Annotated in this window: 11 protein-coding genes and 3 tRNA genes; 6 read left to right on the plus strand and 8 right to left on the minus strand. The window is 66.3% G+C overall.

Features of this window, described 5'->3' with window-relative positions:
* The first annotated feature begins 272 nt into the window (after positions 1–272).
* The 3 genes from BKH33_RS06455 (at position 273) to BKH33_RS06465 (ending at position 4,891) form a co-directional block, all read left to right on the plus strand.
* A complete protein-coding gene (locus BKH33_RS06455) occupies positions 273–1,658 on the plus strand; it encodes a MalY/PatB family protein (RefSeq protein WP_076142654.1) in 1,386 nt (461 codons plus the stop codon).
* A gap of 140 nt (positions 1,659–1,798) precedes the next feature.
* Positions 1,799–3,007, plus strand: coding sequence for a PLP-dependent transferase (locus BKH33_RS06460; protein ID WP_003781734.1), 1,209 nt, complete (start codon positions 1,799–1,801; stop codon positions 3,005–3,007).
* Between the two features lie 114 nt (positions 3,008–3,121).
* Positions 3,122–4,891 carry an alpha/beta hydrolase gene (locus tag BKH33_RS06465; RefSeq protein ID WP_003781736.1) on the plus strand — a complete coding sequence of 590 codons (1,770 nt, stop codon included), beginning with the start codon at positions 3,122–3,124 and terminating at the stop codon, positions 4,889–4,891.
* A 101-nt stretch (positions 4,892–4,992) separates the two neighbouring features.
* On the opposite strand, the gene BKH33_RS06470 is transcribed toward BKH33_RS06465, so the two are convergent.
* The 4 genes from BKH33_RS06470 to BKH33_RS06485 form a co-directional block, all read right to left on the minus strand.
* Positions 4,993–5,068: transfer RNA gene (locus BKH33_RS06470), tRNA-Arg, on the minus strand.
* A gap of 159 nt (positions 5,069–5,227) precedes the next feature.
* Positions 5,228–6,499 carry a hypothetical protein gene (locus BKH33_RS13935; protein WP_232621540.1) on the minus strand — a complete coding sequence of 424 codons (1,272 nt, stop codon included), beginning with the start codon at positions 6,497–6,499 and terminating at the stop codon, positions 5,228–5,230.
* A gap of 117 nt (positions 6,500–6,616) precedes the next feature.
* Positions 6,617–6,973 (minus strand): hypothetical protein, encoded by a 357-nt coding sequence (locus tag BKH33_RS06480; protein ID WP_003782640.1) that lies wholly within the window; start codon positions 6,971–6,973, stop codon positions 6,617–6,619.
* A gap of 175 nt (positions 6,974–7,148) precedes the next feature.
* Positions 7,149–7,238, minus strand: a tRNA-Ser gene (locus BKH33_RS06485).
* 228 nt (positions 7,239–7,466) lie between these two features.
* On the opposite strand from BKH33_RS06485, the gene BKH33_RS06490 reads away from it, so the two are divergent.
* The 3 genes from BKH33_RS06490 (at position 7,467) to BKH33_RS06505 (ending at position 10,155) form a co-directional block, all read left to right on the plus strand.
* Positions 7,467–8,171, plus strand: coding sequence for a DNA alkylation repair protein (locus BKH33_RS06490; RefSeq protein ID WP_043539229.1), 705 nt, complete (start codon positions 7,467–7,469; stop codon positions 8,169–8,171).
* A 221-nt stretch (positions 8,172–8,392) separates the two neighbouring features.
* The gene (locus BKH33_RS06495) at positions 8,393–8,758 is read left to right on the plus strand and encodes a hypothetical protein (RefSeq protein ID WP_003782633.1); all 366 of its coding nucleotides are present in this window, start codon (positions 8,393–8,395) and stop codon (positions 8,756–8,758) included.
* 1,034 nt (positions 8,759–9,792) lie between these two features.
* The gene (locus BKH33_RS06505; RefSeq protein ID WP_076069983.1) at positions 9,793–10,155 is read left to right on the plus strand and encodes a hypothetical protein; all 363 of its coding nucleotides are present in this window, start codon (positions 9,793–9,795) and stop codon (positions 10,153–10,155) included.
* Positions 10,156–10,458: 303 nt separating this feature from the next.
* Here BKH33_RS06505 and BKH33_RS06510 read toward each other — a convergent pair whose 3' ends face one another.
* The 4 genes from BKH33_RS06510 to BKH33_RS06520 all read right to left on the minus strand — a co-directional run bounded on the left by BKH33_RS06510 (position 10,459) and on the right by BKH33_RS06520 (position 13,702).
* Positions 10,459–11,874: a DHA2 family efflux MFS transporter permease subunit gene (locus BKH33_RS06510; RefSeq protein WP_003782626.1), complete on the minus strand. Its 1,416-nt coding sequence runs from the start codon at positions 11,872–11,874 to the stop codon at positions 10,459–10,461.
* A gap of 120 nt (positions 11,875–11,994) precedes the next feature.
* On the minus strand, positions 11,995–12,123 hold the full coding sequence (locus BKH33_RS14275; RefSeq protein ID WP_269780286.1) for a hypothetical protein: 129 nt from the start codon (positions 12,121–12,123) through the stop codon (positions 11,995–11,997).
* A gap of 40 nt (positions 12,124–12,163) precedes the next feature.
* Positions 12,164–12,249 (minus strand) — tRNA-Ser (locus tag BKH33_RS06515).
* 103 nt (positions 12,250–12,352) lie between these two features.
* A complete protein-coding gene (locus BKH33_RS06520) occupies positions 12,353–13,702 on the minus strand; it encodes an AGE family epimerase/isomerase (protein ID WP_003782628.1) in 1,350 nt (449 codons plus the stop codon).
* Between the last annotated feature and the right edge of the window lie 95 nt (positions 13,703–13,797).

The raw sequence follows: 13,797 nt of genomic DNA on the forward strand, positions 1-13,797 counted from the left end.
CGATGGTGCGTCCCCTTGGCGAGGGTCGAATGTGCATGCGCTGACAGCGCCAGCCGTCGCTGTCTGACACGTAACGGTGAGAGTCCGAGCCGCCTGAGACCGGCTCGTCGCACTCCGCGGAGGCCCCACCTGCCCCGTGTTCATCCCTCCAGCACCCGCCACCTCGGCCGGCCCGTGTGCCGGCCGCCCCGGAGCGTCGCGCCGATGCACCGCACCGTCACCTTGCGTTCACGCACGTCGCCGCACCCGGGGGACCCGAGAGGACCCCAGTCATGCACGCCCACCTCACCCCCGTCAGCAGCTCCAGCGACTCCGCTGACTCCACCTGTCCGGTCCGCCCGGACCTCCCCACCCCCCAGGCCCCCGCGGCCGCTTTCTCACCGGCGGGCCGCTCCCCCTTCTCCACCGCACCCGCAGTCGATGCCGCCGCCTTCGACGTCGTCCCCGATCGCCGCGGCACTGCCAGCCTCAAGTGGGACTTCGCTGCCGAGCGGGGCCGTCCCGAGAACGTCCTGCCCCTGTGGGTGGCGGACATGGACCACGCCACCGCGCCGGCCGTCACCAACGCCCTGCTGTGGCGCACCCGCCACGGCATCTTCGGCTACTCCGACCCCGACGACGCCTACAACGCGGCCCTGACCGGCTGGTTCTCCCGCCGCTACGGCTGGCAGGTGGAGGCGGGCTGGAACACCGTCACCCCCGGCGTCGTCCCGGCCCTGGCCCTGGCCGTGCGAGCCCTGACCGCACCGGGCGAGGCGGTCCTCATCGAGGAGCCCGTCTACTACCCCTTCCGCGAGGTCGTCGAGGACAACGGGCGCACCGTGGCCGCCGTACCGCTGGTGCGCGACGCCGACGGCGTCTACCGCCGTGACCTGGCCGCCCTGGAGTCCACCATCGAGGCGACCGGCTCGCGCCTGCTGCTCCTGTGCAACCCGCACAACCCGGTGGGCCGGGTCTGGAGCCGGGACGAGCTCGCGGCTCTCGATGAGGTCGCGGCCCGCCACGGCGTCGTCGTCGCGGCCGATGAGATCCACGCCGACCTGGCCCTGCCGGGCTTCGCGACCACACCCTTCGCCTCCCTGAGCGAGGCCACCGCCGCCCGCACGATCACCTGCACCTCGCCGTCGAAGTCCTTCAACCTGGCGGGCCTGCAGGTCGCCAACATCCTCATCGCCGATGCGCACCTGCGCGAGGCCTTCCGCCGAGAGCTCGCCACCACCGGCTACTCCCAGCCCAATGTCCTGGGTCTGACGGCCTGCCGGGCCGCCTACGAGGGCGGCGAGGCCTGGCTGGACGCGCTGCGCGAACACATCGCGGCCGCCCGCGCCCACGTCGAGGCGCGCCTGGAGCGGATCGAGGGGATCGAGGCGGCGCCCTGCGAGGGCACCTACCTGCTGTGGCTCGACTGCTCGGGCTTCCTGGAGGCCACCGGGCTCGAGCCCGACGCGCTCGACGACGTCATGCTGCACGAAGCCGGGATCTGGCTCGACGACGGCCGGATCTTCGGAGCCGGCGGCGAGGGCTTCACCCGCATTAACGTCGCCTGCCCCCGCGCCACCCTCGATGCCGCCCTGGACCGGTTGGAGGCGGCCGTCGCCACCGTGACCGCTCGCGCCGGGCAGGCCGCTCGCCGAGGTCGCGTCGCCCTGTCCGCCTGAACCGGATCGCCCGAGCAGATTCGCCCGAGTCCTGCCGACCGGACCGGCTACCCGGCGTCCAGCCACCGAGCACCGGCGGCACCGCCACCGCCCCTCAGCCATCATTCTTTCCGCCCCGCCTGCCCGAGGAGAAGCCGCCCATGACCAGTACGTCCGCACCCCAGCCCACCGGCCGCCCCGAGTGTCCGAAGCCGCCGGCCGCCCGCACCTTCCCCGTCCACCATCACCCGACGTCGTCGGCCCCGGCCCCGCAGGTCCGCCTGGAGACGCTGCTGGTGCGCTCGGGCACCGGGACCGACCCGGCCACGGGTGCGATCACGACACCGATCCACCTGTCGACCGCCTACGGCCACCCGGGTCTGGGCGAGTCGACGGGCTATGACTACACGCGCACGGCCAGCCCCACCCGCGACGTCCTCCAGGACGCCCTGGCTCGCCTGGAGGGCGGGACGGCGGCCTTCGCCCTGTCCTCGGGCATGGCGGCCCTGGAGCTGGTGACACGCACGCTGGCACCTCACGGCAGCCGGATCGTGGCGCTGCGCGACCTGTACGGCGGCTCCTTCCGGTTCCTGGAGGTCCTGGCCGAGGAGGGGGCGGCCGACGTCGACTTCGTCCTGGGGATCAAGGGCCTGCGCGAGGCACTGGCCGCCCCGGCCGACCTGGTCATCATCGAGACGCCCACCAACCCGATGATGGAGGAGATCCCGATCCCCGAGGCGGCCGAGCTGGCCCGTGCCGCCGGGGCGAGGCTGGTCGTGGACAACACCTTCTACACCCCGGTGGTGCAGCGACCCCTGGAGCTGGGGGCCGACGTCGTCGTCCACTCGGGCACGAAGTACCTGGGCGGGCACAACGACGTCATGGCGGGCGTGGCGGTGGTGGCCGACGACGCCCTGGCCGAGCGGCTGAACTACCGCCTCAACACCACCGGGGCGACGCTGGGCCCCTTCGACTGCTTCCTGCTGCTGCGCGGACTCAAGACCCTGGCGCTGCGCATGGAGCGCCACGAGGCCAATGCCACCGCGATCGCGGAGTTCCTGCGCTCCAGCCCGCACGTGACGCGCGTGCTCTATCCGGGGCACTCGGGCATGGTGAGCTTCGATCTGGCCGAGTCGGTGGATGTGTCCCGCTTCCTGGCCTCGGTGCGGGTGTTCACCTTCGCCGAGTCCCTGGGGGGCGTGGAGTCGCTGGTGACGTGCCCGTCGGTGCAGACGCACGCGGACGTGCCCGTCGAGGTGCGCGCCTCCTACGGGTTGAGCGACCGGCTCATGCGCCTGAGCGTGGGGATCGAGCACGTCGACGACCTCATCGCGGACCTGGCCCAGGCCTTCGAGGCGGCCGGCATCTGAACGTGGACTGAGCCGGAGCACCGACGGCGGAGGCTGTCATGTCGGGCTACCCCGACAGCAGCCGGCCAGGCTGCCGGATGGTTCATAGTCATCAGAGACACAAGGCTTGTTGCCATGAGACGCCTACGAACCACCTCCCCATCGCACGCCACCTCAGCCCTCGCCGTCCTCACCCTGCTCGGCACGATCACCGCCTGCAGCATGTTCGGCGCGAACACCGCGGTCGCCGCGAGCCCGCCCGCGCAGAACTCTCATCACGCCGGCGTCGTGCTGGACAGCGGTACGAGCTCGAACAGCAACGCCGGCACGTCTCAGCCCACCGGCAGCAACAGTTCACACGGTTCCGGGGGCTCCAACGGCTCCACGGGGGCGAGCGTCCCCAAGGGGCTGGAGTCCTTCTACCACCAGGACCTCACCTGGACCGACTGCACCGACGACGCCACCGGCACCGCCTTCCAGTGCGCCACCGTGACCGTGCCCCTGGACTACGACCATCCGCAGGGGAAGACCATCACGGTGTCCCTCAAGAAGCTGCCCTCGACGAGTCCCTCCCCTCGGGGCTCGGTCTTCCTCAACCCCGGCGGACCCGGGGGAAGCGGTATCTCCCTCATCGAGTCCCAGGCCGAGCTCTACAAGAGCGGGGACCTGTCCGAGGTCCTGGCGAACTACGACGTCATCGGCTTCGACCCCCGCGGCGTCGGCCAGTCCACCCCCATCACCTGCTGGACCCCCGAGGACGTCCAGGCGATTCTGGCCGGGCAGGCCGAAGTGCCCTTCTCCCCCTTGACGCCGGGCAGCGCCGCCGACATCGTCACCCAGGGCTCACGCGAGGCCGCGGCCTGCGAGGAGCATACGGAGGTCCCCGAGATCCTTGACCATGCGGACACCCGTTCCGTCGCCCGTGACATGGACGTCATGCGGGCACTGGTGGGAGACAAAGACCTCAACTACCTCGGCTACTCCTACGGAACCTACCTGGGCGCCGTCTACACCGAGCTCTTCCCCGACAACATCGGACGCGTCGTCCTGGACAGCGCCATGGATCCCACTATGGCTCGCCAGGATCCGATGGAAGGTGATGCGGCAGCCGGGGAGCAGTCACTGCGCACCTACATCGAGTCCCAACAGGGCCAGGCGGGGTTCCCCCTGAGCGGTACGACGGATGCGGCCGTCGCCCAGCTTGCCACGTTCCTCGACGGTCTGGATGCCGATCCGCTGACCGTCTCCGGATCCGGAACGCCCCTGAACCGAGCCAAGGCCGTTGACGCGATCAGCAAGCTCGTCACCACATCACCTGACAAGTGGCCGCTGCTCACCGAGGGACTGACCCAGGCCATGAATGCGCACGACGGCAGCGCTCTGAAGGCGAACGCCGACGCCGTCTCCGGCAACAGCGCACCTCCCACGACCGAGAAGCAGGTGGTCGAGCAGCTCCAAGGTCTCAAAGTCTTCTCGGCCAACCGGTGCCTCGACTTCCCCGACGCCGGGAACGAGTCGAGCTGGGATGCGGCACTGGCCTCCTACCACCACGACTACCCGGTCTTCCACAGTCTGTTACCCCAGTACGACGCGTTCTGCCACGGCTGGGGACACACCAGCAGGACCGAGGCGGTCGACGTCGACACGAAGGCCACGAACCCGGTGTTCGTCGTCGGCATCCTGCACGATCCGCAAACACCCTACCCGTGGTCCCAGACACTGGTGTCGAGGATCCGCAACAGCCATCTGCTGAGCGTGGACATGTACGGTCACGGCGCTACCGGTCGCAATGCCTGCACGAGCGCGAAGGTGAGCGACTTCCTCGTCAACGGGACGCTTCCTTCAGACGGGGAGATCTGCCCGGCGGACCCGGAGCCCCAGGCAGGAGGTGGTGAGAAAGGCTGACACAGAGACGCAGCGACTCACTTGAGCCGCGTCGTCGGAGCCGGGGAGCACCGGAAATGGAAAACACCCCGGCTCCGACTCTTCAGCCGAGGGCGGGGTGTTGGTGCGCCCGAAGGGATTCGAACCCCCAACCTTCTGATCCGTAGTCAGATGCTCTATCCGTTGAGCTACAGGCGCTCGTCGTTGCCGACGGGTAGAAGATTACTCAGCGTCCACCCAGGGGACAAATCCGTTCCCCGTGAGGATGGGCACAGGGCCGGAGTGCCCGTCGACGACGGGACTCCGGCCCTGCTAATGCTGTTGCGGCAGCGGTGCTCACCTGCGAGCCACTGGGCCCTAGCCGGCGCTGGCGCTCCCATTGAGAGTGAGGAGCGAGTAGCCGAGCATGCCAAGTACCAAGGAGAGGAGGATGCTCAGGACGGCGCCGATCACCATCCAGATGAGAGTGGCCTTGGCCCAGTTCCTCTTGCTGGCGGAGTGAGCACTGCCGAAGGCGAGCATCAGCAGGTAGACGAGGTTGACGACGGGGATAGCCATCAGGAGCAGCGTCAGCATCCAGCTGCCGACGGAGTCGGCACTCTCGTCCGGGACCTGCGCCGGCGCGCCACCGCCCACCGGCTGCCCGAACGACGCCCCCGCTGCTCCAGGAACCACGTCGGCGAAGGAGGGGGCCTGACCGGCTGCGGCGTCAGAGGAGGGTGCCGAACCCCACTGGGGCGCTGAGCTCTGCGACGGCGCAGACTGGGCGACCGGCTGCGCCGCGCCCTGGGGGACGTAGGTCTCCGCCATCTGCTCGGCCTCGGCGCGCGCCGTCGCTGTGGGGAAGACCGAGGACATGCCGACATCCCCCTCATGACGGCCACCACTGAAGGGATGCGAGTGTGGGGCGGGCTGGCGGGCGGAGGCCTGCGGCGGCGACCCCTGCCAAGCCAGAGTCTCCTGCCCCGTGGTGGCTCCCGACGCCGCGGCTGCAGCCGGATCCGAGGCCGCACCCGGCGCGGATGGAATGCCGGGCGCCGACTGGGCGAAGGGCGACGCGGCGGCTGCGGCGCCATTGTCGGCCTGAGGGGCGCCCCAAGCGGGCTGAGCCGGCTGGCTGTACGGCGTCGGCTGGCCACCCGGCTGCGCGGCAGGCTGCCCGGCCTGGAAGGGAGCGGTGGCCCCGCCGATTCCAGCACCTCCAGCCGGGTCGGGCTGGCCGAACTGAGCCGGTTGGCCGGGCTGGGACTGCGGGCTCGGCGGTCCGAACGGGTCAGTCCCGCCCTGCTGGGCGTAGGGGTTGGGCTGGAGGTAGGGGTCGGCAGGGGCAGTTGCCGGCTGCGCGGCCGCCCGTCCAGCGCCTGCGGGGTAGGCGCGCGTCTGTTCCTCAGGGGGAGGCCCGGCGGGAAGGTCGGGCTGTGCGGGGCGCCACGAGCCGGCCTGAGCCTGAGCGCCAGGTACCGCACCGGGTGCGGAGCCGGGAACCTGTCCGGCTGCCGGCTGCGACTCGGAACGTGCGGCGTCGAGCAGCTCCTGGTTGATGAGGACGGTCCGGGCGCTGAACTCGTCCCCTTCGCCGGGACGGGGCGTTCCGGGGGCCGGAGGCTGGGTTGCGTCGTGGTCAGACATGAGTTCCCTCTCAGTCGGGTACAGCATCACGCTATCCCGGATCGGCCCGGGAGGACACGTAGGCACCCCGATCGGCCAGAGGCGAACGCCCCGACCGGGGCTGATTCACGGGCCCGGTCAGCGGGGAGTGGCCGCCGAAGCGGTTTCGCCGGCTCCCGATCCAGCCGGAGCCCTCCAGCGCTGCCAGCAAGCAACCCCGACGAACATCACCAGCGGACCGATGGCGCCGACGGCGGAGCCCGCGTGGGTCCGCAGCGCAACGAACGGTAGCGTCACCAAGAGGATGACTGCTGCGATCACGGCAAGACGCGATCTGGTTCTGATCGCCAGCAGTGTCACCACAACGGCCACTGCGGACACGAGCGACAGGACCCGCCCGGGGCCGGCCCAGTTGAGGACGATGAAGAGGGCGACGAAACCGCCAATGAGCGCGTATCCGGCGATGGCCTGTCTTCGGTTATCCATGTCAGTCATGGCCGCTCACTCCCAGCACGATTGATGGGCTACTGCCAGGGTAGACCGCAGGATGCGAGCCGTCGACCGTTCGGTCGATTGAAGGGAGACCGGCCCAGGCGCAGCCCTCTCCGCCGCAACAGCTGGGCCGACGACGAAGCCCCGGCGCACTGCTGCATACCGGGGCCCTTCGCTCTGGCGGAGATGGGGAGATTCGAACTCCCGAGGGGCTTCCACCCCAACCTCCTTAGCAGGGAGGCGCACTAGGCCACTATGCGACATCTCCATCGCCTTCCCACAGCTCCACCGTGGGACGCACGGGCAGCCTACCGGGAGGGCGCCCCCGCGAGCAAACCGCCCGACGACATGTCGCGGCCATCCTGACCTGAGGCGTCCCAGCCGCGAGCCGGATGGACGGCCTGCACCGGGGTCATAATGTCCCCGGAAGCTCGTCATGTGGCGACGGGAGGCATACGCTGTGCACTGCGAGGAGGCGGAGAGAGGTGAAGAGCCGATGAGCGGGGAGACGAGTGCGCGAATCACAGCCTTCCTCACCGACCTGCGCGAGGCACTCGAAGGCGCGAGCAACCCTGCCCGCGCGGAGCAGCAGCGGGCGTACCTGAAGTCCGAGATGGCAATGTACGGCGTCGGAGTCCCGGAAACGCGACGCCTCGCCCGAAGGACTGCTGGCGCCCATGCCGACCTGTGGGCCGAGGCCGCCGCCTGGGAGACCGCGCTACGGCACCTGTGGGACGAGGCCGCCCACCGCGAGGAGCGCTACGCGGCCCTGGCCATCATCCGATCCAAGCCGTCTGTGTCGCATGCTGGACGCATGGAGTCCCTGGCGCTCTACGAGCATTTTCTACGCACGGGGCAGTGGTGGGACCTGGTCGATGAGACCTCCCACGCCGTCGGGCTGGTAGTGCGTCAGCACCCGGCTGCCGCGGCCCGCATGCGCGTGTGGGCCACCGATCTGGACATGTGGGTACGGCGCAGCGCCATCATCTGCCAACTCCAGCACAAGGCCGACACGGACCTTGACCTGCTCACAGCCGTCATCGAGGCCAACCAGGAGGACTCAGAGTTCTTCATCCGCAAGGCCATCGGCTGGGCGCTGCGAGACTACGCGCGTACGGACAGCGACTGGGTGCGCGCCTTCGTCCAGGCGCATGCGAACCTGTCCCCGCTCAGCCGACGCGAGGCCCTCAAGCACCTGTGAAATTGGGGCGACATCAACCAGGACGGCGGGCTACCGAGGCATATGCGGACAACGCACAGCGGAGATGAGAGAGGCGCCCCTCCACCCCCATCTCCTTGGTGCGCGTACCACAGGGGATTGATCCCCCTACCGCTCATACTATTTTCGAGATCTCCTAGTTGTGCTGCAACAAGCACGAAGTCACCCCGGCTTCGAAGGCCCAACCAAAGGAGAAGATCACCATGCAGCTCACCAAGCGAGACCTCATCAAGACCGCCGCCATTGGCTCAGCTTTTGTTGGAGCGCTAGCAGTCGCGGCGCCGGCCTCGGCGAACTCCTTCGGTCCAACCGACTCACACGGCGTGGTGAAGGTCAGCTACAACGACGGAGCAGACGAGTTCTGCGTGACGGGAAACTATCACCACGGTTCAGTAGTATATCTCGTACCAGAGACGAGTGGCCGCGGACCAAGCCACAAGATTACGGTCAGTGATGGGGAAACCAAGTGCGTCAGTCTGGCAACCGCTTACGAAGACAGCCGGTATTACTACCAGACGGGAATCCCGCTTATTGGAGGAAGGTATAGCGCGGAGTACTTCTACAGCTGACCCGCGCATCCCGAAGCGCTCTCCTGACGATCGCGGCGCAGCCGCCACCCCGCTTCCCCTTCCACGGCGCTCGAGTTCTCGGCAGCACTTCTGCTGCCGAGAACTCGAGAACATGTTCACGTTCTTGAGCGGAGATCTTGCAGGCTTACTCCCGATACGGCTACACGCTGGTGGCGAACCGATGCGCCCCAGCGCGCCCCCTCTTCTTGCTCAGACCACAGGGGATTGATCCCCCTACCAACTGACCAAACTTTGAGGTCGCATAGTCGTACGGCAACCAACACAAGGTCAACCCGACTTCAAATGCCCGACCAAAGGAGGCACCCCATGCGATTCACCAAACGAAACCTCATCAAGACCGCAGCGGTCAGTTCAGCACTTCTAGGAGCAATTGCTGTCGCCGCACCAGCCTCCGCCAACTCCTTCGGACCGACTGACTATGCCACAGAAGGATACACAAAGGTCAGTTACGACGACGCGAACGACCAATTCTGCGTCACAGGAACCGGCACGGATTACGCAGGAGTCACCGTAGCACCATCAAACGGAAGGCGAGGGCCGAGCTATTATATTTCAGTCGGCCCAGGGGCAACAAAGTGCGTCAGCCTAGCACGAGCCTTCGAGGACACTCGCTACTTCTATCAGGCAGAAGATCCTCTGACTGGAAACATTTACGACCCAGTCCACTTTTACAGCTGACCCGAGCACATCCTGAAGCGTCCGCCTGACAATCGCACCATAGCCGCCATTCCCATCTCCCCACTCCCGCAGCACTCGAGTCCTCGGCAGCACTTCAACCTGCCGAGGGCTCGGGTGCACGTGCAGGTTCCTGAATGACGACCTGGCAGGATCACTCCAGATAAGGCTACACGCTGACAGAAACCCAACGCACGCCACCACGCCCACCCTCTGCGCACACAGGCCATAGGGGATTGATCCCCCTACCGATCATACTATTTTTGAGGTCTCATGGTTGTGCAGCAACAGGCAGAGAGATCACCCGCACGTCAGCGTCCAGCCAAAGGAGGCACCCCATGCGATTCACAAAGAGAAACCTCATCAAGACCGCCGCTGTTGGCTCAGCTTTTGTTGGAGCGCTAGCAGTCGCAGCGCCGGCCTCAGCAAACTCTTTCGGCCCAACCGAATACGGCACCAACGGCTACGCAATAGTTAGTTACGACGACGCAAACGACCAATTCTGTGTAACTGAGAACTCTGGCTGGTATAAGGGCTTTGCGAACGTCCGTCTTTACCCTGAAACGAACAGTCGCGGCCCAAGCTATAACTTCGACGTTTATGCAGGCGAAACAAAATGCGTTAGCCTGAGCAGCGCCTTCGAAGACAGTTACTACTACTACAAAGTGAACCACCACAGCCCGGTCAACTTCTACAGCTGACCCGTAAGCATCATCCTTGCGAGGATCGCGGCATAGTTACCATTCCCATCTCCCCATTCCCGCAACACTCGAGCCCCCGGCGGCACTTCAACCTGCCGAGGGCTCGAGTAGGTTCTCAATCTCCTGAACGGAGATCTTGCAGGCTCAGCCACACACTGATAGCGACCCGACGCGCGCTGAAGGCTGCACTGGCTAGAGACAGGCCGACCGAACAGCGGTCAGACCTCAAGCAGCACAGCATCCGTGGGACACTTTTTTAAATCAACAACAGTATGCACAGCGGAACTCTGCCACGAAACCACCTCAATCAATTGCTGACACCAGCGACCTCGGAACGAGCGAATACACAAAGAGACCGACAATAAATAACAGCAAGGGAACGCCCAATACCCACGCAACGACCGAACTCGAAATCCCCAGGGGGTCGACTTCGGTAGGCATAGCGGCAAGCATCTGCATCAAGAGTCCGACAATGGCTCCCCCTAACACAGGGCCGGCTTGACGAAGGACATTGAGGAGAGATGACGCAGCACCGAATTCGTCACCCCTCAGCGCAGTCATACCTACTGTCGTCAGTGGCGCCATCACAAACCCATTTCCTATACCGAAAACGACGGTCGCCCCCAAGAACCACACCCAAGAACCCCCCATAGCGGCAATCAGCATACTCAGGGCGGTTCCCACCGCGGAGGCCCCGAAGCCTATCTGTAGAACGAGGCGAGCTTCCCCCTCATCAACCCAGCGACCCGCAATAGGTGCTGTGACCACAGACGCAATCGACGCTGGCGCAAGAGCAGCCCCCGCCCAGAACGCCGTTTGCCCCAGCACGGACTGGATGTAGTTCGATACGAGAAAGGTCAAAGCGAATACACCAAGGGCCGCAAAGAGCCCGAATACAGCGGCAACGAGGAACCGTGGATTTCTGCGAAGAGACTGTGGAAAAACTGCGTGCGCCGGATCTACCCGACGTTCATACCGGAAGAACACAAACAGGCAGAACACAGCAAACGGCAGGCAAGCAATGGTTAACAGGTCCCAACCCGCATGGGGACCTTGCAGACATCCGTAGAGAAGTGCCACAAGGCCGATGCCTGCGAGAAAGGTGCCCACGAGATCAAGTCTCACGGAACGGGCCATCTCGATTGGAAGGCTTCGCAGACCCAGAACCACGACGAGAGCCGCAATCGGAAGGTTGATGAGGAAGACCCATCGCCAACTGAGACCGTCAATCAACACTCCGCCGGCCAGGGGACCGATGATGGATGCAGTTCCTGCAATTGATCCCCAGATGCCGACTGCGCGCCCACGAATCTTTTCAGGGAAGGTGACACCGATGAGCGTGAGAGTCTGTGGCACCAGCATGCCGGCACCGAGTCCCTGAAGGAACCGGCCGGCGATCAAGACGAACGGAGAGGTCGCAACACCGCAGGCGAGGCTGGCAGCTGCCAAGATGATCGTCCCAAGGTGGAAGAGGCGTCGGTGTCCGAATCGATCACCTAAACGACCTGACGGGATGATCGCCAGTGCGAGAACGAGACCGTAGCTGTTGACCGCCCAGAACACCTGGGCTGTGGACGCGCCTAAGTCCCGTGTCAGTGAGGGAACTGCGAGGTTGATAATTGTCAGGTCGAGGAGAGCAATGAAGTACCCTCCGGCCAACGCGCACAGCCCGATCCACTGCCGAGCGCTGACTGTTATGGCTAGGGAATCTTCCGTCACGTCGTCCCCTCGTTCATCAATTCAGTATCGCGGAAGGTGTCTCTCTTGGCTATCACGGCGTAGTCACCGCATTAAGGCCGAGGCTGCTTCCCATCTCTCTCGATATTGACATGGATGTCATCACTGAGACGTTGACCGCAGCGTCGGAACGATGCGGGACTGGCTCTCGAGCTGAAGAATCATCAGGTTGCACTTGATGGCCGCCGGGCTCACCGGCAACGAGAACGCCGCCAAACTCACCTGACTCATGACACCTTGATGAGTTTTCATTGGTATTGCGGTGCGTGAGCGGAGAGAGGGGGATTCGAACCCCCGGTGCGCTAGGCGCACAGCGGTTTTCAAGACCGCCACATTCGGCCGCTCTGTCACCTCTCCAGGCCACGCCCTCGGGGCGCGACAGGCACAGACCCTACCATCCCGGTGAGCCCGCGGTCACCGCGGGCCCACCGGCGGCCCACTCGGGGAACACCCGGCGACGTCAGGACCTGCCGAAGAACCCCCGACGGTGCGGTTTGCTGGCGCGCGCCGGCAGCAGGGAGTTCGGTTCGTCGAGCCGTCCCTCGGCCAGGGCCTGCCCGACCGCCGGCCACACCGGCAGACGCGCCATGAGTGTGGCCTGCAGCGCGTGGTAGATGTCCGGGTGCCCGGCCCAGGTGCGGGTCGAGGGCCGGTTGTCGCGGTCGAGCTCGTGGGTCCACACACCGGGCGCCTCGATGAGGAACTCCTCGGCGTAGTCGATCCAGGCCCGGTAGCAGTGCTCGTAGTGCTCGACGTCGATCTCCCCGCGTCCGTCGTCGAGCAGCGCCTGACGGATGGCGGCCGAGGCCGAGATGCCCTCGCAGACCACCCAGTGCATGCGCTCGTGGACCATTGGCTTGCCGTCGAAGTCAGTGGTGTAGACGAAGCCGGGGGCGCCGTCGATGCGCCAGCCGTCGGTGCGGGCCTGCTCGAAGATGTGCTCGGCGGCGTCCAGCATCCAGTCCGGTGCGCTCATGGAGCGGTTGATGAGTGCGCCGCGCAGCTGGACGGTCAGTCGCGCCCACTCCAGGCCATGGCCCGGCGTGACGCCGTAGGGCCTGAAGGGGTGGGCCGGCTCGTCGCGGTTGTAGTCGAGCCGCGGTTCCCAGGAGGTGCTGTAGTGCTCGGGCAGGCGCCAGCCGTGCTGGCGGGCCTGGACGTTGACCGCGAAGTCGACGATCTTCAGCGCCCGCTCCAGCCAACGCACCTCGCCGGTGACGTCGGCGGCGGCAAGGTAGGCCTCAACCGTGTGCATGGCGGCGTTGATGCCCCGGTAGTCCTCGGGGTCGGTGAAGTCGAAGGCGTAGGACTCGATCGGCATCTGCTGCGCCTCGTCCCACCAGTAACGGTCCTGGATCGCCATGGCGTCGCGCAGCAACTCGTGGGCACCGGGCCGGTCGGCGGCCGTCGCTGTCGCCGCAGCCAGCAGCACGAATGCGTGCTGGTAGCACTCCTTACGGGCCTCGGGATCGATCGGGACGCCGCGCCCCTCGGCGTCGGGCTCGGGGCCGATCGCCGAGTACCAGCCGCCGTTGGCCGGGTCGCGCAGAGGACCGTTCAGGGCGCGCACGCCGTGGTCGGCGTAACGCCGGCAGCCGGGGATGCCCATGAGCGCCCCCAGGGAGAAGGCGAAGGTCATGCGGCCGGTGATCCACAGCTCGACGGGATGGGAGAGGTCCACCTCGCCGTCCTGGCCGATCCACCCGAATCCGGTGGGCACCTGCGCGGCGCGCGCGTAGTGCAGCAGCGCATGCGTCTCGTAGGCCAGCCAACGCTTGTGCTCGGGGGCGCCGAACCATCCCAGTCCCATGAGTCCTCCTTGATCCGCAGGGGATCCAAGGCTATCGACCCGCCCCACACGGATCAATGCTCCGGTCTGCTCTCAGCGGCTCTCTCTCCCAAGCC

The organism is Actinomyces naeslundii, assembly GCF_001956585.1.
In the GTDB taxonomy this organism is placed as follows: Bacteria; Actinomycetota; Actinomycetes; order Actinomycetales; family Actinomycetaceae; genus Actinomyces; species Actinomyces naeslundii.